Here is a 19,326-nt window from a genome sequence, read left to right as displayed (position 1 = left end):
GAAGGGCCACCGGGCACCGGTGACGGGTGGGCGTCGCGTCTCATCCCCGTAGCCCTCCCGCGAAGCCGTTGATGATGCTGCGCTGGAGCACGAAGTAGACGAGCAGGACGGGCAGGATGCTGATCACCAGAGCGGCGAAGATGAGGTTCCAGTCGGTGACGTACTGACCGACGAAGCCGGCGATCGCGACCGGCATGGTCTGCTGGGCGCTGCCGCTGAGGTACAGCAGCGGGGTGAAGAAGTCGTTCCAGACGGCGACGGCGTTCAGCACCAGGGCCGTCACCGTGACCGGTTTGAGCATCGGCAGGACCACGTACCGGAAGCCCTGCAGCGGTGTGCAGCCGTCGATCAGGGCCGCGTCCTCGAAGTCGCGGGGCAGGGCGCGCAGGAAGCCGACGTACAGGAAGACGGTGAACGGCACCTGCAGGCCGGCGTAGAAGAGGACCAGTGCCCAGGGGGTGCCGAGCAGGCCCATGTCACGCATGGTCTGGTAGAGCGGCAGGGAGGCGAGCTGGAAGGGCAGTACGAGGCCCAGCAGGAACATCAGATACGTACCTCGCGACCAGCGAGCCGTCGCGCGGGCCAGTGGGTACGCCGCGAGCGACGAGACGGCCAGCACGATGACGACGCTGCAAGCCGTCACCAGCACGCTGTTGCCCAACGCCCCGCCCAGTGCGCCCTGTTGCCATGCCTCGGTGAAGTTGTCCAGAGTGGGCGAGGTGGTCGGGCTGATCGGCGACGAGGTGTCGGATGTGGGGCGTACGGCCAGGTTGACCAGGACGTACACCGGGAAGCCCACGAACAGGGCGATGGCGATCATCGTCAGTTCGAGCGCGAAGGTGCGGCGGCGGTACCGGTTCATGAGGCGGCCCTCTCGTTGCGGGACAGCACGAGGTACTGGCCCGTGGAGGCGATCGCCACGATGATCGTGAGGACCACCGCGAGCGCGATGCTGTAGCCGAACTCGCCGAGCGTGAAGGCGTCCTTGTAGATCAGCGTGGAGATGGTGTCGGTGGCGTGGCCGGGGCCGCCTCCCGTCAACGCGTAGACCTGGTCGAAGAGTTTGAGCCCGCCGATGATCGACAGCATCAGGTTGATGGTGAAGGCCGGGGCGAGCAGCGGCCGGGTGACCGACCAGAAGCGCCGTACGGCCCCTGCCCCGTCGATGGCCGCCGCCTCGTGGATCTCCTTGGGCACCGACTGGAGTCCCGCCAGGAAGATGACCATCGAGTAGCCGGCGTACTGCCAGACGATCACTCCGATCACCGACCACAGGGCGAGCCGGGGACTGCCCAGCCAGTCCTGCCGCAGGCCGTCCAGTCCGATCGCGCCCATCAGGCTGTTGACCGCGCCGTCGGGGCCGAGCAGGTTGCGCCAGAGGTAAGCGGTGACGATCGGGGTGATCACGGCCGGGGCGAACAGAAAGACCCTGAGCAGGTTCCGGGACTTGATGGCCGTGTTGACCCCGAGGGCCAGCAGCAGGCCCAGCGCGTTCTGGATGACGGTGATCGCCACGGCGATCAGCAGGGTGTGCCAGATGGCCGCCTTCGCGTCGGGGTCGTCGAGCATGGCGGAGAAGTTGTCCAGGCCCACGAAGGAGAAGCTGGGATCCAGGCCGTCCCAGTCGGTGAAGGCGTAATGGACACCACGAGCGCTCGGCACCAGGACGACGAAGGCGAACAGCACCAGCGCGGGCAGCGCGAACCACCAGGGCGGGGTGGTGCGCGCCCGCCGGACTCCGCGGATCTCTTCCGCGTCCGGGGGCCGCCCGTGGTCCGGAAGATGCTTGTGCGGGGCGAGGGTCACCGGCACACCTCCTTTCCTGAAACGTTTCAAAGCACCTGCCGGATCGGGACTTCGGTCAACGAGACACAGAGAGGAGCGCCTCTCGGCTTCTCCGAATGGGGGTGATCGGTCCGGAGGGTGGCGGGGTCCTGCGGCGGTTCGTGGGTAACGTTTCCCACTGGGTGTGGCCAGACCTTAGAGAGCGCCTCGCGTGACGTCAAGATGCCGCGCACGCTGCAGGATTGTTACGAGGAGGACACGACCCAGCCCTCCACGGGCGCTTACTGAACTGCTGGGTCCGTACGTACAATCGGGGCAACGTTCCCCATGGGAAAGGAACCGGATGGAGCCCCCGGCATCGCGCCGCCGCGTCACCATCGTCGATGTCGCACGGCACGCACAGGTCTCCACGACCGCCGTGTCCAAGGTGCTGCGCAACGCGTACGGGGCCAGCCCCGAGATGCGGACGAAGGTGCGCCGCGCGATCGACGAGCTCGGCTACCGGCCGCACGCCGGAGCCAGGGGCCTGCGCGGACAGACGTACTCCATCGGCGTCATGCTGCCCGACATCCGAAACCCGTTCTTCCCCGAGGTCCTCGACGGCGTCACGCATACGCTGGAGGACACTGAGTACCAGGTGCTCCTGGGACCCGGCGACTGCGGCGAGAAGGCGGAGGCCCGGGTCACCGAGGCCCTGATCGACCGCGGCATGGACGGCCTGATACTGGTCGCGCCCCTGGCGTCACGCGAGCGTCTCGACGAGGTGGCATCCGCCGTTCCGACCGTGATCGTGGGCCGGCACGGCTCCTCTCCGGTGTACGACACGGTGGCGGACGACGACGTCGAAGGCGCCTCCTTGGTCGTGGGCCACCTCGCCGCTCTGGGGCATCGGCGCATCGCCCACATCGAGCATCTCGAGACCGACCCGACACGCCTCGCGGAGATGCCCAACGCCCGGCGCGCCGACGGATACCGACAGGCCATGCGGGCCCACGGCCTCGACGAATGCATCGACGTCGTCTCCACCAGCTACACCCAGGAGGGCGGCTACCGGGGCGCGAAGGAACTGCTGGACCGCCCGCAGCGGCCCACCGCCGTGTTCGCCGGAGCGGACGTCGTGGCGATGGGTGTGCTGGAGGCGGTCGCCGAAGCCGGTCTTTCCGTCCCCGACGACATTTCGGTGGCCGGCTACGACAACACCACGTTGGCCGCGTTCGGCCCGGTGTCGCTGACCAGCGTCGACCAGGCGGGCCACGAGATCGGCAGGAACGCCGCCCGTCTGTTGCTGGACCGGATCGCCGACCGGCACAGACCGTCCGTCCAGATCAGACTGTCCCCCACGCTGGTGGCGCGCCGGACCACGGCTCGGCCACCGGGGTAAGCCGACGAGCCTCGGGGCCTGGCCAAGGTCAGCCCCTCAGGATTCTCGAGGCCGTCAGCTCTGCGGGAGCCGGGATGTCGTTGATGGCGACGACCTCGACCGGGGTGCCGGCGGCGGTCTCCGCGCGCTCCAGCACGCAGCGAAGCTAGTTGCGTCCGATGCGGCCGAAGCCGTTGATGCCCACGCGCACGCTCATGTCCGTTGTCCTCCCGGTCCTTCCGCGTCTGGCGCGCTGCCGGCCTGCTGACAGCGGATCGCATCGGGCATGGGCCGTGCGGGGGCCAAGCGAGGGACGTTCGGCCCGGCGGCTCGCCACGCGGATTCAGCGCCCCTCGTGAGTGGGGCCGATCGGCCCCACCCATGAGGACTTCCAGCACCTGCCGCCGCACTCGGCCCCGGATCGATGCTGGCACCACACCGACAGAGACAGAGCTTCGGCAGAGACAGAGCGTGGGGAGCATGCCATGAAGGCAGCAGTAGTCCGGTCGTTCGGCGAGCCGCTGGTGATCGAGGAGCGGCCCGATCCGGAGCCCGGCCCCGGCCAGGTCCGGATCCGGCTGGAGGCGTCCGGGCTGTGCCACACCGACATCCACGCCGCCCACGGCGACTGGCCCGTCAGGCCCAACCCCCCGTTCATCCCCGGCCACGAGGGCGTCGGCATCGTCGAGGCCCTCGGCGACGGCGTGACGCACCTGGCGGTCGGCCAGCGGGTGGCCGTGCCCTGGCTGGGCTGGGCCTGCGGGCGGTGCGAGCACTGCCTGTCCGGCTGGGAGACGCTGTGCGAGAAGCAGCAGAACACCGGCTACAGCGTGGACGGCGGCTACGCCGAGAAGATGCTCGCCCCGGCCGACTTCGCCGCCGTGGTCCCAGACGGCATCGACCCGCGCGACGCGGCCCCGCTGACCTGCGCCGGCGTGACCACGTACAAGGCACTCAAGGTCGCCGGCGTACGCCCCACCCAACTCGTCGCGATCTCCGGCATCGGCGGTCTCGGCCACCTCGCCGTGCAGTACGCGAAGATCGCCGGAGCCACCGTCGCCGCGATCGACGTCACCGACGACAAGCTGGAACTCGCCCGGGAACTGGGCGCGGACATCCTCATCGACGCCCGCAAGGAGGACCCCGCCGAGGTGCTGAAGCAGCACGGCGGCGCCCACGCCGCGATCGCGCTGGCCGTCAACGAGCAGGCGTTCGCCTCCGTCTTCGGCGGACTGCGGCGCGGCGGCAAGCTGGTCATGGTCGCCCTGCCCGCCGGCGGAACCATCCAGGTCCCGATCTTCGACACCGTCCTGAACGGCACCTCCGTCATCGGCTCCATCGTCGGCACCCGACAGGACCTGGACGAGGTCTTCCAACTCCACGCCGCCGGCCGCACCAAGGTGATCTACGAAACCCGTCCCCTGGACACCGTCAACGACTCCATCGCCGAGGTCCTGAACGGCCAGATCAAGGCACGCATCGTCTTCGAGATGTGACCCACTCACCGCCTGGCCACCGCGTGCCGACCTCAGTACGGCACGCGGCAGACGGCCGGGCCCCACGATTCCCTGGTAAGCCGGAAGGAAGAGCACCGTCATGGTCCGTTACGTGTACGACTTCACCGTGGGCGGCCGTGACATGGCCGGCCTGCTCGGCGGCAAGGGCGCCAACCTGGCCGAGATGACCCGCATGGGCCTGCCGGTCCCGCCCGGCTTCACCGTCACCACCGAAGCCTGCCGCGCCTTCCTCACCACCGGCACCGAGCCGGACGGCCTGGCCCGCGAGATCTCCGAGCACCTGACCGTCCTGGAGCAGGCCGCCGGACGACGGCTGGGGCAGCCGGACGACCCGCTGCTGCTCTCCGTCCGTTCCGGGGCCCGGTTCTCCATGCCCGGCATGATGGAGACGATCCTCGACATCGGGCTGGGCGACGACTCCGTGCTCGGTCTGGCGAAGTCCTCCGGGAACGAGCGCTTCGCCTGGGACTCCTACCGGCGCCTGGTGCAGATGTTCGGCAGCACCGTCATGGGCGTCGACAGCGCAGTGTTCGAGCAGGCCATGACGCAGGTCAAGGAGCTGCGCGGCGCCCCGGACGATCTGCACCTGGACGCGGGCGACCTCGCCCAGCTCGTGGAGACGTACAAGAACCTGATCAAGTACGAGACCGGGGAGGACTTCCCCCAGCTCCCGGCCGAGCAGCTGCGGCGCGCGGTGCTGGCCGTCTTCGAGTCCTGGAACGGCGAACGGGCGCGCCTCTACCGCCGCCGCGAACACATCCCCGACGACCTGGGCACCGCGGTCAACGTGCAGACCATGGTCTTCGGCAACCTCGGCCCCGATTCCGGCAGCGGCGTCGCCTTCACCCGTGACCCGGCCACCGGCGCCCGCGGCGTGTACGGCGACTACCTGTCCAACGCTCAGGGCGAGGACGTCGTCGCCGGCATCCGCAACACCGTGCCGCTGGACGAACTGGGCCGCCTGAACCCGGAGGCGTTCGCCCAACTCCGCGACCACATGCGGACGTTGGAGTCGCACTATCGGGACCTGTGCGACATCGAGTTCACCGTCGAGCGCGGCAAGCTGTGGATGCTGCAGACCCGGGTCGGCAAGCGCACCGCGGAGGCCGCTTTCGCCATCGCCGCCGAGCTGGTCGACGAGGATCTGATCACCCCGGACGAGGGTCTGGCGCGTGTCAGCGGTGACGGCCTCGCCCGGCTGATGTTCCCCCGCTTCGACACCGCGGCAGTCGGTGAGGCGCTCGCGCACGGCATCCCGGCCTCGCCGGGCGCCGCCGTGGGCGCCGCGGTGTTCGACTCCGCCGAAGCGGTCCGCCGCGCCGCCGCCGGGGAGAAGGTCGTCCTCGTACGCCAGGAGACGACCCCCGACGACCTGCCGGGCATGGTCGCCGCCCAGGCCGTGCTGACCAGCCGGGGCGGCAAGACCAGCCACGCGGCCGTCGTCGCCCGCGGCATGGGCAAGGTGTGCGTGTGCGGGGCCGAAGAGATCACCGTGGACCCGCAGGGGCGTCGCTTCATCGTGGGCGGCACCGTCGTGGAGGAGGGCACGGTCATTTCGGTGGACGGCTCCGAGGGCGCGGTCTACGCGGGCGCGGCTCCGTTGGTCGACTCCGCCGTGATGCGGTACTTCGAGACCGACGAGCGGGGCGAGCGCTCAGCCGGACTGGTCGACGCCGTGGCACGCGCCATGCAACAAGCCGACGGCGTACGTAAGTTGGGCGTCCGGGCCAACGCGGACACGCCCGAGGACGCCGCCCGGGCCCGCCGGTTCGGAGCCGAGGGCATCGGACTGTGCCGCACCGAGCACATGTTCCTCGGCGACCGCCGGCAGCTGGTCGAGGCGATGATCCTGGCCCGCACCGACACCGAACGCGAACGCTCCCTCGCCGCGCTGCTGCCCCTGCAGCGGCAGGACTTCGTCGGGATCCTGGAGGCCATGGACGGCCTGCCGGTCACCATCCGGCTCCTCGATCCACCGCTCCACGAGTTCCTGCCGGACCGCACCGAACTCGCCGTACGCCTCGCCGCCGCCGAAGCCCAGGGCACCCCGCCCAGCGCGCACGACGCCGAGCTGCTGGACGCCGTGAACCGCATGCACGAGGAGAACCCGATGCTCGGCCTGCGCGGCGTGCGCCTGGGGCTGGTGGCACCGGGACTGGTCGCCATGCAGGTACGGGCCATCGCCGAGGCGGTCGTGGACCGCAAGCGCGCGGGTGGCGACCCGCGGGCGGAGATCATGGTCCCGCTCATCGACACGGTCGAGGAGCTCCGGCTCGTCCGCGAGGAAGTGGAGCAGGTCCTGGCCGAGGTCTCCAAGAGCACGGGTGTCCCCGTCGACTGCCCGATCGGCACGATGATCGAGCTGCCGAGGGCCGCCCTGACGGCCGGCCGGATCGCCGAGGAGGCGCAGTTCTTCTCCTTCGGCACCAACGACCTGACCCAGACCACCTGGGGCTTCTCCCGCGACGACGTGGAGGCGGCGTTCTTCTCCGCCTATCTCGACAAGGGCATCTTCAAGGTGTCCCCGTTCGAGACGATCGACCGCGACGGTGTGGGCCGGCTGGTCGAGATCGCGGTCGCCGAGGGCCGCGCCGCCCGGCCCGGCCTGAAGATCGGCGTCTGTGGGGAGCACGGCGGGGATCCGGACTCGGTGCACTTCTTCCACGCGGCAGGCCTCGACTACGTCTCCTGTTCGCCGTTCCGCGTCCCGGTCGCCCGCCTGGAGGCCGGACGGGCCGCGCTTCCCGAGACGAAGGCCAGCGACAGCCGGTGACACACAGGGCCGCCCCGATGTGCTGATGAGAGGGCGGTTCGGCCCGGGGATCGGGACCAGTCGGCCCCTGCATCGTCAAGCCGGTGTGCGGGATGCTGAAGAGGCATCGGGGGGCCGGCTGCCCGGGACAGTCCAAAGGGACGACAGCGGCCGGATCGGCCGCCCTCACCCGCGAGTTCCGGCCCCCAGTGCCCCACCGCAGAAGCTCATCGCTCCGCGGGGACGCGCGACGGTGTGCACGGGTCGTACGAAGGAGAGACCGGTCGCGCTCCGCACGCACCGTGGAGAAGGGAATGGCCGTGAAGACCTGCAAGGTCGGCGAGGTGATGACCTCCGAGGTCATCCAGGCCCGTCAGGAGACACCGTTCAAGGACGTGGCGCAACTGCTGGCCCGGCACCGGATCAGCGGGCTGCCGGTCGTCGACGCCGACGGCAAGGTCCTCGGTGTGATCTCCGAGACCGATCTGATGCACCGGCAGGCGGCGAAGGCCGTACGGGACCGGGGAGGCCCCTTCCGGCTGCCGGCACTGCGCCGGAAGGCACGTGTCACCGCTGCCAAGGCCCGGGCCGTGACCGCCGGACAGCTGATGTCGACACCCGCGATCACCGTGCATCCCGAACAGCGCGTCGCGGACGCCGCACGGGTGATGGAGCGCCACCACATCGAACGACTGCCCGTGGTGGACGAAGAGGACCGCTTGATCGGCATCGCCACCCGCAGTGACCTGCTGAGGGTCTTCCTGCGCACCGACGAGGAGATCCGTCAGGAGATCATCGACGAGGTGTTGACCCGCGCCATGTGCCTGCCGCCCCACACCGTCATCGTCTCCGTCCACGACGGCACGGCCACGCTGGAGGGACGTTTGGAACGCCGCAGCGACATCCCGCTGGTGGTCCGGCTGACCTGGCGGGTGGACGGCGTGGTGGGCGTGATGAACAGCCTCACCTTCCGCATCGACGACACGCACCCGCCCGAGAAACGCCCCTCTCGCCGGGTCGCCCACCGCTGGCTTCCCGAGCGGTAGCGCTCCGCTGGGAGGGCGGTTCGAGGCTGCGGGTGTGTTGTGGCCGGTCACGCGGTTCCCCGCGCCCCTGAAGGGGCGCCTCAACGCCTACGAGGACCAGTGCGCGCCCGCCAACCCGCGCACGCCGATGCTCGACGACCTGCAGCAGCTCATGCAGGCGGCCTACTTCGGGCCGGACGGCACACCCGGCGAGTAGGACCAATGGTCCCCAGGAGGACCCGCACGGCCCTCGTGACGGTTCCCGGCCGGTGGCCACCCTGGCAGTAGACCCGATCCGGCGGACATCGGCCGGGGGCGAAGGAGTTGATCACTATGACAACCCTGGCGGGAGTACCGGCCCGTCCGGACCGGGTGAACTACTCGAACGACGCCCTGGGCACCGACCGTTATCCGCCGCTCCGGCTGGCCGTGGGCGGCACCGAACCGAGCGATTCGGAGGACCTGTCGTGATCACCGCACTGGTGGGGGCATTCCTGATCGTGCATGGACTGCTGCACCTGGGCGTCTGGACGACGCCGGAGCAGCCCGGCAAACCGGCCCCGTTCGATCGCGGGCACTCGTGGGCGTTGGCCGCCGCACACGTATCCACCGCGCCGACCAGGGCCGCGGCGCTGGCGCTCGCCTGGTACACGGCGCTGGCGTACATCGTCGCCGGGGCCGGGGTGTTCGCGGGCAGTGGCTGGTGGGCCACAGCGGCTCTCGTCGCGGCCGCAAGCGGACTCGTTCTCAAGGCCGTCTGGTTCGACCCGTGGCTCAGCGTGAGCGTACTGCTGGATGTGGGCGTCATCATCGCGGTGGCGTCCGCCTGGCCCGGCTCCGTCTACTGAGCCGCAGCCGGACAGTGGAGAGGGGCACCCCGGAAGGAGGCAGAAGCCATGCGGCATCGCATCGTGAGTGAGCTGATGACGACGGACGTCGTGAGCGTGCGGCAAGATGCGACCTTCACGGAGATCGCCAAGCTGCTCGCGGAGCACGGCATCACGGCCGTTCCGGTCGTGGACGACAACGACCGGCCCCTCGGTGTGGTCTCCGAGGCGGACCTGTTGCGCAAGGAGGCGAGTCGGCTCGATGCGGCGGGACTCCTGCCCGCCCTGCACGCTGGGTCCGCCGGGCGCACCAAGGCCGAGGCGACCACGGCAGAAGGGCTGATGACCAGCCCGGCCGTCGTCACCCGCCCCGAGCGGACGGTGGTCGAGGCCGCCCGGGCGATGGAAGACAACCGGGTCAAGCGACTGCTGGTCGTGGACGGGTCCGGCCGGCTGATCGGTGTGGTCAGCCGCGCCGATCTGCTGCGGGTGTTCCTGCGCGGCGATCGCGCCGTCCGCGAGGAGATCACCGGGGACGTGCTGATGCGCACGCTGGGCATCCCGCCCACCGCGGTGACGGTGCATGTCGTCGAAGGACGGGTCACCCTGCGCGGCACCGTCGAACGCCGGAGCGTCATACCGGTCGCCCTGCGGCTGTGCCGGAGTGTGGACGGGGTGGTCGACGTCTCCGAGCGCCTGGACTTCAAGGTCGACGACACCGGCAGCCCGGCCGCGGACCCCGGCTCCCCGCGTCGCGCCCAGCTCTCGCCCTGAAGGCGTGCGGGCTGCGGCACGGGGCCCGGACGCGGTCCACACCGCTCCCGCGCGAAGCGCGAACATGCCATCGCCCGCTCAGCGCTCGTGGCCCACGGTCCCGGTCGCGAGGACAGCGCGCGGGGCAGGCCGCGGAGTGGCGGGACCCTCCGGACCGTAACCGATGCGCACGAGCATCTGGACATGCCCGGTGTGCTCGGGCGCGGGTCCGCTGGACCACCGCGGACGGCGCCACACACACCGGCAAGGCCAAGGTGGACACCGGGCACAAGGCCGGTGCGAAGGTCCGCGTCTGGACGGACAACCAGGGGCAGCTCACCACGGAGCCGGTCACTGCCGCCCAGGCCACCGTGTTCTCGGGCTACGCGGCCACCGCAGCCGCACTCGGGGTCGGCGGCGTGACGTACGCGACCGGACGCGTGGCACGAGGGCGGCTGGACCGGCGGCGCATCGACCAGTGGGGCCGGGAGTGGGACCAGGTCGGGCCGCAGTGGGCCCGCAAGGCCACCTGAGCCGGGGCCAGTTGGCCATGACATCGGCCAACGGCCGCACCGGGCCGGGCCGGGTTTCCCGGGCCGGGAAACCCGGCCCGCGCTGCAGGTGTTCAGCTGGTCTCTCGTGTCTTCGCCAGCTCTCCGGCGACACGCGCCGCCCATGCCTCGATCTCGGGGAAGTTCCGGAAGTCGCCGCCTTTTCCGGAGGACACGATCTTCCGTGCGATGAACCCCTTCGCGCCTTCCTCGAGGCACCCTCCGAAGGTGACGTGTTCCCTGGCGTCGAGCCGTGTCATGGCCCGCTTGACGCCGGGCACGGGCGGGATGTCCCGCTCCGAGGCCGAGGCGTCGAGCGGCCCGCTGCTGAACAGCCACAGCGGGCGCTCGACCAGCTCGCGGCGATGCCGGCGCACGAAGCGGCGCGCGTCCTTGTGCCAGCGTCCCGCGTACAGTCCGCCGCCGACCACGACGGCGTCGTACGGTGTCACGCGCGTGACGGAGCCGGCCGGCAGCGCCTCGCTCGTGAAACCCTCCTTGCGCAGCACTGCGGCCACGGCCTCGGCGATCTGCGCGGTGGATCCGTTCGTCGTCCCGTAGGCGACCAGCACGTTGCCGGTCATGAGGGTCCGCCTCCTCTCAAACCTTGGGCAGCCAGTTGGCGGCCATACCGTGAATTGCCCGCTCGTCCGGCTGGAGCCCGGCGTCGTCAAAGTGGTAGGTGAGCTGGTCGACTACCGCGACCACCCCGTCGACCTGCTGCGTCATGGAGATGGCGATCTTCGTCTCGCTCTTGCGCTCCATGTGCCCGGAGAGCGTGACCACGCCCTCCACCACGGAGACGTCGACGCTGCGCGGCGCCAGCCACAGTGCCCGTACCAGCACCTCCTCGACGATCTGGTCGCGGATCTCCGCATCCGGCCGCAGAAAGACCTGGAGCAGATCGCGGCGGGTGACGATGCCGACGAGCCGCTCCTTCTCATCCAGGACGGGCAGCCGCTCCACACGGTGCCGCGCCATGGTCCGGGCCGCTTCGACGATGGTGTCGGCGGCGTGGACCGTGACGGGCGGCTCGGTCATCAGCTGGCCGGCGGTGCGGGCCCTGGCCTTCGCGGCCCGGCTGCGGGTGTCGCGGGTGAGGTCGGTGAGCCGGAAGCGCTTCTTCGGTTCGTACGGGTCGGGGGTCTCGGCCTGCCGGATGATGAGGTCCGTCTCGGAGATGACACCGATGACCTTCTCGTCGTCGTCGACCACCGGCAGCCCGCTGATGCGGTGCCGGCCGAGCAGCCGTGCGACTTCCTTGAACGGGGTGCCGTACACGGCGCGGACCACCTCCGTGGTCATCACGGAACCGACCTTGTTGTGCTTCATGATTGTTCCTCCTCAGCGGAGTCGGCGCAGATACGGGTCGTGGTGCCTGCGGGGCAGCAGGCGTACGCGCGCATCGAGCACGGTGACTGCGCCCGGTGTCGCGAGAACGGGGTTGAAGTCGGCCTCGGCCAGCTGCGGCAGGTCGCTCGCCAAGCGGGACAGCCGCAGCACGAGCTGTTCGAGGCCTTCGAGGTCGACGGGCCGGGCGCCGTTCGCGCACCTCCGGGCCCTCGAAGCGGCGGGCCGTGCGCAGGCCGAGGTCGGCAAAGAGCCGCAGTACCTCGCTGTTCTCGCTCAGCGCGTCGGCCGTGAAGGCGGTGATGCCCTCCGCCCGGGGGGCCGAGACCAGGTGCTCGACAAGGAGCGTGCCGACGCCCCGGTGGTGCAGTCCGTCGGCGACCGCGATGGACATGTCGGCCGTGTCACCGATGCCGCCGGTGTCGTACTCGGCGAGACCGATGACCCGGCCCAATGTCTCGGCCAGCAGGGCCCGGTGCCCGGGACGCGGCGGACCGCAGGCCCGGTCGGCTGCCAGGCCGGCCGACCGGCGGCTCGCGGCGAAGAACCGCAGCCTCAGCTTCTCCGGGGAGATCTCCTCGTAGAACCCCTGCAACTGCTCGTGATCGGCCCGCACCACCGGCCGGATGCACACGGTGGTGCCGTCCGCGAGCAGGGCGTGAACCGTGGGCCTGTTGAGCGCGTCGTCCGTCATCGCGGGTTCCTCCAGGTCTCCTGACACCGAAAGCGTCCAGCGGAACGGGGCGGGGTCACATGGGCTGACCGGGGCCGGAAGGTGGGCCGGTCGGCCCTGAGTTCCTGTTCGAAGCCCTACGGCGGTGGGACAACACGTTCCGTGAAAAGCGCGGAGGGAGGCGTTCTCGGTTCTGTCTCTTTGGTCAGCGTCGTATCCGGTGCTGCCGGTCCGCTGACGTTCGTCGTTTGCCCTCGGGCGGTGCAGCTCCTGGTGCAGCAGGCCCGGCCAGTGGCCCCGGCGCTGTCGGCATCGCCCTGCCCTGGTCAACCGTCCACGTTGACGACGCTATACCTATTCGCGGTCTGGGCGTGACGTGGCGGTGTCGTCGGAGGTCGTTGCCGATTTCGTGTGGAGGATCTCGCGGGCCTGTTCCGCGGCGCGGGCGGTGCTCTCGGCGACGAAGTCGAGGAAGCGGGCGATGTTCTCCAGGCGGGCGGCGGCCGGGGTGTCGGGGCCCAGGACGCCGACGCCCTGTCGTGCGATCTCGACGATCTGGGCGGTGGAGCGGGCGCTGGCCATCATCGACTCGTACCAGACGTCGTCGTCGACGATGTAGCGCTCGCGGCGGCGTTCGTCGCGTTCCCGGCGGACCAGGCCCTGACTCTCGGCGAACGCGACCGCTTTGGAGATGGACGCCGGGCTGACCTGCAGGCGCTGGGCGAGTTCGGCGGCGGTGAGGCTGCCGGTGTCGGTGAGGGTGAGGCAGGCCATCACCCGCGACATCATCTTGGGCGCGCCCGAGGCCATGAGGACGGTGGTGAACATCTCCTCGTACTCGCGTACGGCCTCGGTGTCGCGTCCGTGGGCCTGCGGGGGTGCCTCCGGTTCCCGGGGCGTGGCCTGCCGGCGCCGGTGGGTGCGGCGTTCGGTGGCGTGGTGGGCCAGGTCGGCGCGGTAGGCGGTGGGGCCGCCGTTGCGCATCACCTCGCGCGTGACCGTGGAGGTCGGGCGGTCGAGGCGTCGGGCGATCTCCGCGTAGGCGAGGCCGTCGGCCAGTCCCAGCGCGATCTGCTGGCGTTCGGGCTGGGTGAGCCTGCCTCCCGGCATCGCGGTCTCCTTCGTGCTCGTCGATGCCTCACAGCATAGCGTTCACTTCCAAGTCATTGCAACGAACAGACATACATCGTTGCATTAGATTCAGAACCGTTGCAACGATTCTTCGGCTTTGACCTGCCTATATGTCAGCCATACGCAACGAACATGTTGAAGGATCCTTGAACGCAACGTAGCTTTTCCATCGTTCGAAACAACGAGCCGAAGGAGAGCACGATGCAGAAGTTCGACACCCCCGCCCCCGTCTCCGCCGTCCTCGACATCCAGGCCGGGCGGGTGCAGGTGATCGCCGCCGACCGCACCGACACCACGGTCGAGATCCGGCCCGCGGACCCCTCCAAGAACCGGGATGTGAAGCTGGCCGAGCAGGCCACGGTCGAATACGCCGACGGCGCCCTGCGGATCACGGCCACGGCGGCGACGAAGAACCGGGTCCTGGGCCCGTCCGGCTCGGTCGAGGTGACCGTCCAACTGCCCGTCGGCTCCCGCATCGAGGCGAAGTCGGCCGGCGCCGAGTTCCGGGGGGTCGGACGGCTCGGCGACGTCGCCATCGACGGCGCCAACGGTCAAGTCAAGCTCGACGAGACCGCAGGCGCCCGCCTGACCGTCCTGGCCGGGAACGTCTCGGTCGGCCGCCTGGGCGGCCCCGCGCAGATCAGCACCCAAAAGGGCGACATCCGCATCACCGAGGCCATGCGCGGCACGGTCACGCTGCGCACCGAGTCCGGCGGGATCTCCATCGGTGCCGCCCGCGGAGTCTCCGCCGCGCTGGACGCCGGCACCACTTACGGCCGGATCCACAACGCGCTTCTGAACACCGACGGCACCGCCGACCTGAACATCCACGCGACCACCGCCTACGGCGACATCACCGCCCGCAGCCTCTAGCCCGCAGCCTCCACGCCTCCAAGGGAGTAACCCGTCATGAAGTCGTCGCTCGCACACAAACCCGAGATGGCGACTTCGGCCACCCCTGGCCCCGTCGCCTCCTTCCTACGGTTCGCCATCACCGGAGGCGGCGTCGGGGTCCTCTCCAGCCTCTCGGTACCAATGCTGGCCATGACCATGCCCTGGGCCATCTCGAACGCGATCATCACCGTCGCCTCCACCCTGCTGTGCACCGAACTCCACGCCCGCTTCACCTTCGTCAAAGGACGCAGCGCCCGATGGCAAGAGCACTGGCAGTCCGCCGGCTCAGCGACCGCCGCGTACCTGGCGACCAGCATCGCCATCTACGTCCTGCACCTGACCCAGCCCTCCCCCGGCACACTGACCCAGCAGATCGTCTACCTCAGCGCCTCCGCCCTCGCGGGCACAGCCCGCTTCACCATCCTGCGCCTCTACGTCTTCGCCAGCCGCCACAGCCAGACCACACGACCACTGACACAGCACGAGACGGTGCCCACGCCCGACCCCACGGCAGTACGGCAGCCATCGCGCACAAGTTGGCCCAACGGGTCGCGGCCACACCTGGCGGCGTGAGCCCCTGCCCCCTGGCGCCCGGGAGTGCCGTCACTCCGGGAGCAGCAGTCGACCGGTCTCCCCCGGCTGCAGGCACACCGTGCGGTCCGGCAGCCGTACGTCGATCGGCGAGGCGTCGGACGACGGCACCTCGATCCGCAGCAACTCTCGCTCCAGCCGCAGCCGTACGCCCCAGTGCCCCTGGTAGCGCAGGGCGAAGCCGTACGAGGACAGCTCGGGCAGCGGCACCGGGTCGAGCCACAGTGCACCGCCCCGTGTCTCCAGGCCGGTCAGTCCGCGCTGGACGAAGTCCAGGGTGCCGGCCATGGCGCCCAGGTGGATGCCCTCGCCGGTGGTACCGCCCTGCAGGTCGGCGATGTCGCCCTGCAGGGCCTCCTGGCAGAACTTCCAGGCCTCCGCCCGACGGGCCCGGGCCAGCACCCAGCCGTGGACGAGGCCGCTGAGGGTGGAGCCGTGGCTGGTGCGGTGCAGGTAGTAGTCGACGGTGCGTTGCCAGGTGTCCTCATCGAGAGGTATGCCCAACCGGCGGAAAAGGCCCTGCAGTTCAGCCGGTGAGAAGAGATAGCCGAGCATCAGGACGTCGGCCTGCTTGGAGGCCTGGTAGCGGTTGACGCTGTCGCCCTCCGCCTCCAGGATCCGGTCCAGGCGCCGGATGTCGCCGTACCGCTCGCGGTAACCGTCCCAGTCGAGCTCCTCCAGCCGGCCGTAGCCCTCGAACTGGCTGATGACGTCGTCGTGGAAGGGCACGTGGAGCGTGCGGGACACGTCCTCCCACAGTTCGAGTTCGCCCCCGTCCAGACCTGTGCGCTCGACGAGTTCGCGGCGGCGCGGCTCCGGGAGGGCCTCCAACAGCTCCAGTGTGCGGGCGAGCACCCAGGCGGCGGTGAGGTTCGTGTACGCGTTGTCGTCGAGGCCCGGGACCCGCGCGCCGGGGTACGCCTCGTGGTACTCGTCGGGGCCGACCACACCCCTGATGCGGTGCCGTCCGAGGGACTCGTCGTAGACGGCGGCGTCCGCCCAGAAGCGGGCGATCTGCAGCAGCATCTCGGCGCCCTTGGTGTGCAGGAACTCCATGTCGCCGCTGGCCTCGCAGTACTGCCACACGTTGTACGCGATCGCCGAGCCGACGTGGTGCTGGAGCCGGGAATGGTCGGACAGCCAGCGTCCGGAGCGCGGGTTGAGATGGAGCTGCTGGGTCTCCTCGCGTCCGTCGCTACCGCTCTGCCACGGGTACATGGCCCCCCTGCGGCCCGCCGCCCGCGCATTCATCCGGGCCTGTTCGAGGCGGCGGTGGCGGTAGCCGAGCAGGGCGCGGGAGACCTCCGGCAAGTGCAGGTTGAGGTAGGGCAGGACGAACAGTTCGTCCCAGAAGACGTGCCCGCGATAGGCCTCGCCGTGCAGTCCCCGCGCCGGCACACCGACGTCGAGTTCGGCGGTGTGCGGCGAGAGGGTTTGCAGGACGTGGAAGAGGTGCAGCCGCAGGATGCGGCCCGCCTCCCCGGGAACCTCGAGCTCGGCCCGGCGCCACAGCTGGTCCCAGGCAGTCAGGTGCGACTCCACCAGCGCGTCGAAGCCGGGTGCCTGGCCCACCCGGTCGACGGCGGCGTGGAGCGGGTCGCTGATCGCTGGGTCGCGGGACGTGTGCAGGGCCACGGTCTTGTCGACGGTCGCGGTGCGTCCGGAGGCCAGATCGAGGGTCAACCGCTGGATGGCGTAAGGGGTTTCATGGGAGATGGAGACGGGCGCCTCGGCGGTGACGCGGGCCGCCATGCCGATGCGGATGTCCGAGGTGCGGGTGCGGCAGCGCAGCCACACCGTGTCCGGGACGGCGGTACCGATGTGCACGTGGGTGAGGTGGCGGCCGTCCAGGTCCCGGTAGCGCGGCACGCCGGAGTTGGTGACGCCGCCGTCGAGGGCTGCCTCGACCTGGAGTTCGCCCGAGAAGCCCTCGGCCGTGAACTCGGTGCGCAGTGCGGCCAGATGGGGGTCGGCCATGTGCACCAGCCTCTGCTGGCGCACCCTCAGTTCCCGTCCTTCGCCCAGGTCGTACCGCGTCCGGCGCTCCAACAGCCCTGCCGACAGGTGCAGGATCTGACGGTGGTCGAGCACGGCCGCGGTGTCGGGGGTGAGCCATGGCCCGTCGGAGAGGCGGAAGCGCAGGGGGAGCCAGTTCGGAACGTTGACCATGTCCTCGTTCTCGACCTGGCGTCCCGCGACCTCGGAGGTGAGCCGGTTGTAGCAGCCGGCCACATACGTGCCCGGGTAATGCACCTCGTCGGCGGCGCACTCCGGCAGCGTGCCACGGGTGGCGAAATAGCCGTTGCCCAGGGTGCACAGCGACTCCCGCAGGCGCTCGTCGGCAGGTTCGTAGCCCTCGTACTCCCAGCTCCAGCCCGTCACTTCGGCGCTCCTCCCCCACATAGTTCTCCCAGGTCTCGTACGACGATGTCGGCGCCGTGCCGCAGCAGCCGCGCCCCGGTGTCCTCACCGGCGGTCCGGTCCACGCCGATCACCAGGGCGAACCCGCCGCGCCGGCCCGCCTCCACGCCCGCGAGGGCGTCCTCGACGACGGCGGCGCGGTCGGCGGGGACGCCGAGCCGGCGGACCGCTTCCAGGAACAGGTCGGGCTGCGGCTTGCCCGCCAGGCCCAGTTGGGCCGCCTCGCCGCCGTCCATGAGGACGTCGAACAGGTCGAGTGCCCCGGCCCGGGCCAGCAGTTCACCTGCGTGGCGGGACGCGGAGGCCGCCGCTCGGGGTACCCCCGCCCGGCGCAGGGCATGCACCAGCCGGATGGTCCCCGGATAGGCGTCGACGCCGTGCTCGCGCAGCCGCTGCACGAACAGGCGCTCCTTGTCCGCGGCGACGGCACGCACCGTCTCATCCGACGGCTCGATGCCGCGTGCGGCCAGGAACGCGGCGGCGCCGTCGAGGCGGGACTTGCCGTCGACGTGGCGCAGATAGTCGTCCCGAACGTCGAACGGGCGGCGCTGTTCGGGGTCTTCGGGCGGGTGGGCGCGCAGGTAGGCGTCGAAGGCCGCTTTCCAGGCCGCGGCGTGCACCCGGGCCGAATCGGTGATCACTCCGTCGGTGTCGAAGACGACGGCCCGCACGTCCCGCAGCACCGGTGCGAGCGCTTCGCGGGACGCCCCAGGGGCGAGTGGGCGGTGCACGGTCATCCCCGCTGCGGCACGATCGCCACCGGGCACGCCGCGTGGTGCAGCAGCGTGTGCCCTACGCGGCCGAGCTGGAGCCCGAGATGGCCGGACCGGTGCCGCGCCCCGACAATCACCAGATCCGCGGCGGCCGACAGGTGCAACAGCGCCTTGCGGGCCGGTCCTTCCACGGTGTGACGGCGAACCCGTACCCCGGGGTTGTCCGCCATCGGGTCGTGGAGCAAGGCATCGAGCACGGCGGACGCCTGCTGCTCGTGGTGGTGCGCCGGATCCCCGGCCAGCAGAGGGTGAGCGGCGGTCTCGTGCGCGGGGCAGCGCCAGGCACGTACGACATCGAGGGTGCACCTGCGCGCCTCGGCCTCGCGGAACGCGAACCGCACCGCCTCGCCGCCGGTCGCGGACTCGCCCGCGCCGAGCAGGATCCGCTCGTGGCTGCCCGCCAGGCCGGCTTTGTCGCCGCGCACCACGATCACCGGGCAGTGGGCACGGGACGCCACGGCCAGCGAGACCGAGCCGAGGAGCAGGCCCGTCAGCTCACCGCGGCCACGCGATCCCGTCACCAGGGCGGAGGCATTGTGGCCCTCGAGCAGAAGGGCGGACGCCGCGTCCTCGGGCACCACCTCGGTGGAGACCTTCACCTCGGGATTGCGCCGCCGGGCACGCTCCGCAGCGGAACCGACGATGTTGTCCGCCAGCACCTCCTCGGACGAGTGTTCAGCAGCGCTCCCGGACGGGGCGGCCCCTTCGTAACGCTCCCACAGGGAGGCGTACACCAGTCGCAACGGCAGTCCGTGCCGGGCCGCTTCGTCGACCGCCCAGTCAACTGCGACGAGGCTCGAATCCGATCCGTCGACACCTACGATCAGGGGCAGCTCCATGTCCCTCACCGCCTTTCGTCGGGCTGCGCAGACGTGCTGCAGCAACGGGTTCCACCCACCGTGACATCCACGCCCGGGTGGTGG

The 19,326-nt window shown here is 70.5% G+C and carries 20 protein-coding genes and 1 pseudogene; 11 read left to right on the top strand and 10 right to left on the bottom strand.

The window, feature by feature from the left end:
• Positions 1 to 40: 40 nt before the first annotated feature.
• Together ACFYO0_RS42860 and ACFYO0_RS42855 are read right to left on the bottom strand one after the other, a co-directional pair.
• Positions 41 to 862 (bottom strand): carbohydrate ABC transporter permease, encoded by an 822-nt coding sequence (locus ACFYO0_RS42860; RefSeq protein ID WP_388687150.1) that lies wholly within the window; start codon positions 860 to 862, stop codon positions 41 to 43.
• Complete coding sequence (locus ACFYO0_RS42855) at positions 859 to 1,806, bottom strand: carbohydrate ABC transporter permease (RefSeq protein ID WP_388687149.1); 948 nt, start codon at positions 1,804 to 1,806, stop codon at positions 859 to 861. Before ACFYO0_RS42855 ends, ACFYO0_RS42860 begins: the two co-directional genes overlap by 4 nt.
• A 322-nt stretch (positions 1,807 to 2,128) precedes the next feature.
• Here ACFYO0_RS42855 and ACFYO0_RS42850 point away from each other — a divergent pair, with 322 nt between their 5' ends.
• The 9 genes from ACFYO0_RS42850 (at position 2,129) to ACFYO0_RS42810 (ending at position 10,552) form a co-directional block, all read left to right on the top strand.
• On the top strand, positions 2,129 to 3,166 hold the full coding sequence (locus tag ACFYO0_RS42850) for a LacI family DNA-binding transcriptional regulator (RefSeq protein ID WP_388687148.1): 1,038 nt from the start codon (positions 2,129 to 2,131) through the stop codon (positions 3,164 to 3,166).
• Positions 3,167 to 3,630: 464 nt separating this feature from the next.
• Positions 3,631 to 4,641 carry an alcohol dehydrogenase AdhP gene (adhP, locus tag ACFYO0_RS42845; protein WP_388687146.1) on the top strand — a complete coding sequence of 337 codons (1,011 nt, stop codon included), beginning with the start codon at positions 3,631 to 3,633 and terminating at the stop codon, positions 4,639 to 4,641.
• 100 nt (positions 4,642 to 4,741) lie between these two features.
• Positions 4,742 to 7,435 (top strand): pyruvate, phosphate dikinase, encoded by a 2,694-nt coding sequence (gene ppdK, locus ACFYO0_RS42840; protein WP_388687144.1) that lies wholly within the window; start codon positions 4,742 to 4,744, stop codon positions 7,433 to 7,435.
• Between the two features lie 299 nt (positions 7,436 to 7,734).
• Positions 7,735 to 8,460 (top strand): CBS domain-containing protein, encoded by a 726-nt coding sequence (locus ACFYO0_RS42835; protein WP_388687237.1) that lies wholly within the window; start codon positions 7,735 to 7,737, stop codon positions 8,458 to 8,460.
• A 34-nt stretch (positions 8,461 to 8,494) separates the two neighbouring features.
• Complete coding sequence (locus ACFYO0_RS42830) at positions 8,495 to 8,656, top strand: hypothetical protein (RefSeq protein ID WP_388687244.1); 162 nt, start codon at positions 8,495 to 8,497, stop codon at positions 8,654 to 8,656.
• Positions 8,657 to 8,772: 116 nt separating this feature from the next.
• Positions 8,773 to 8,910, top strand: a complete 138-nt coding sequence (locus tag ACFYO0_RS42825; RefSeq protein ID WP_388687143.1) for a hypothetical protein — start codon at positions 8,773 to 8,775, stop codon at positions 8,908 to 8,910.
• Entirely contained in the window at positions 8,907 to 9,287 is a 381-nt protein-coding gene (locus ACFYO0_RS42820) for a hypothetical protein (protein ID WP_388687141.1), read from the top strand. The genes ACFYO0_RS42825 and ACFYO0_RS42820 overlap by 4 nt, the downstream gene beginning before the upstream one ends.
• 48 nt (positions 9,288 to 9,335) lie before the next feature.
• Positions 9,336 to 10,040, top strand: coding sequence for a CBS domain-containing protein (locus tag ACFYO0_RS42815; RefSeq protein ID WP_388687139.1), 705 nt, complete (start codon positions 9,336 to 9,338; stop codon positions 10,038 to 10,040).
• 254 nt (positions 10,041 to 10,294) lie between these two features.
• The gene (locus tag ACFYO0_RS42810; protein WP_388687138.1) at positions 10,295 to 10,552 is read left to right on the top strand and encodes a hypothetical protein; all 258 of its coding nucleotides are present in this window, start codon (positions 10,295 to 10,297) and stop codon (positions 10,550 to 10,552) included.
• Positions 10,553 to 10,644: 92 nt separating this feature from the next.
• Here the strand turns inward: ACFYO0_RS42810 and ACFYO0_RS42805 are convergent, their stop codons facing one another.
• From ACFYO0_RS42805 to ACFYO0_RS42785, 5 genes and pseudogenes are all read right to left on the bottom strand, one after another.
• Positions 10,645 to 11,154, bottom strand: coding sequence for a flavodoxin domain-containing protein (locus tag ACFYO0_RS42805; protein ID WP_388687137.1), 510 nt, complete (start codon positions 11,152 to 11,154; stop codon positions 10,645 to 10,647).
• Positions 11,155 to 11,170: 16 nt separating this feature from the next.
• Positions 11,171 to 11,902, bottom strand: coding sequence for a CBS domain-containing protein (locus tag ACFYO0_RS42800; protein ID WP_388687135.1), 732 nt, complete (start codon positions 11,900 to 11,902; stop codon positions 11,171 to 11,173).
• A 12-nt stretch (positions 11,903 to 11,914) separates the two neighbouring features.
• Positions 11,915 to 12,169 carry an acetate--CoA ligase family protein gene (locus tag ACFYO0_RS42795; protein WP_388687133.1) on the bottom strand — a complete coding sequence of 85 codons (255 nt, stop codon included), beginning with the start codon at positions 12,167 to 12,169 and terminating at the stop codon, positions 11,915 to 11,917.
• Positions 12,117 to 12,614: pseudogene (locus ACFYO0_RS42790) on the bottom strand (GNAT family N-acetyltransferase); the annotation flags it as partial. The pseudogene ACFYO0_RS42790 and the gene ACFYO0_RS42795, both read right to left, overlap by 53 nt.
• A 333-nt stretch (positions 12,615 to 12,947) precedes the next feature.
• Positions 12,948 to 13,703, bottom strand: coding sequence for a helix-turn-helix domain-containing protein (locus ACFYO0_RS42785; protein WP_388687132.1), 756 nt, complete (start codon positions 13,701 to 13,703; stop codon positions 12,948 to 12,950).
• Between the two features lie 222 nt (positions 13,704 to 13,925).
• Between ACFYO0_RS42785 and ACFYO0_RS42780 the strand changes: the two genes are divergently transcribed.
• Positions 13,926 to 14,597 (top strand): DUF4097 family beta strand repeat-containing protein, encoded by a 672-nt coding sequence (locus ACFYO0_RS42780; RefSeq protein WP_388687130.1) that lies wholly within the window; start codon positions 13,926 to 13,928, stop codon positions 14,595 to 14,597.
• 36 nt (positions 14,598 to 14,633) lie between these two features.
• Positions 14,634 to 15,191, top strand: coding sequence for a GtrA family protein (locus ACFYO0_RS42775; protein ID WP_388687129.1), 558 nt, complete (start codon positions 14,634 to 14,636; stop codon positions 15,189 to 15,191).
• Between the two features lie 30 nt (positions 15,192 to 15,221).
• On the opposite strand, the gene ACFYO0_RS42770 is transcribed toward ACFYO0_RS42775, so the two are convergent.
• From ACFYO0_RS42770 to ACFYO0_RS42760, 3 genes are read right to left on the bottom strand one after another with little or no spacing between them, the layout of a single operon-like run.
• A complete protein-coding gene (locus tag ACFYO0_RS42770; protein WP_388687127.1) occupies positions 15,222 to 17,591 on the bottom strand; it encodes a glycoside hydrolase family 65 protein in 2,370 nt (789 codons plus the stop codon).
• Positions 17,588 to 18,367 (bottom strand): HAD family hydrolase, encoded by a 780-nt coding sequence (locus ACFYO0_RS42765; protein WP_388687126.1) that lies wholly within the window; start codon positions 18,365 to 18,367, stop codon positions 17,588 to 17,590. The genes ACFYO0_RS42770 and ACFYO0_RS42765 overlap by 4 nt, the downstream gene beginning before the upstream one ends.
• The gene (locus tag ACFYO0_RS42760) at positions 18,364 to 19,242 is read right to left on the bottom strand and encodes a universal stress protein (RefSeq protein WP_388687125.1); all 879 of its coding nucleotides are present in this window, start codon (positions 19,240 to 19,242) and stop codon (positions 18,364 to 18,366) included. The genes ACFYO0_RS42765 and ACFYO0_RS42760 overlap by 4 nt, the downstream gene beginning before the upstream one ends.
• Positions 19,243 to 19,326: the final 84 nt, after the last annotated feature.

The organism is Streptomyces sp. NPDC006365, assembly GCF_042870755.1.
Taxonomy (GTDB): Bacteria; Actinomycetota; Actinomycetes; order Streptomycetales; family Streptomycetaceae; genus Streptomyces; species Streptomyces xiangluensis.
Note: the sequence above shows the minus strand (reverse complement) of the source record. Positions and strands in the feature narration are given on the sequence as shown.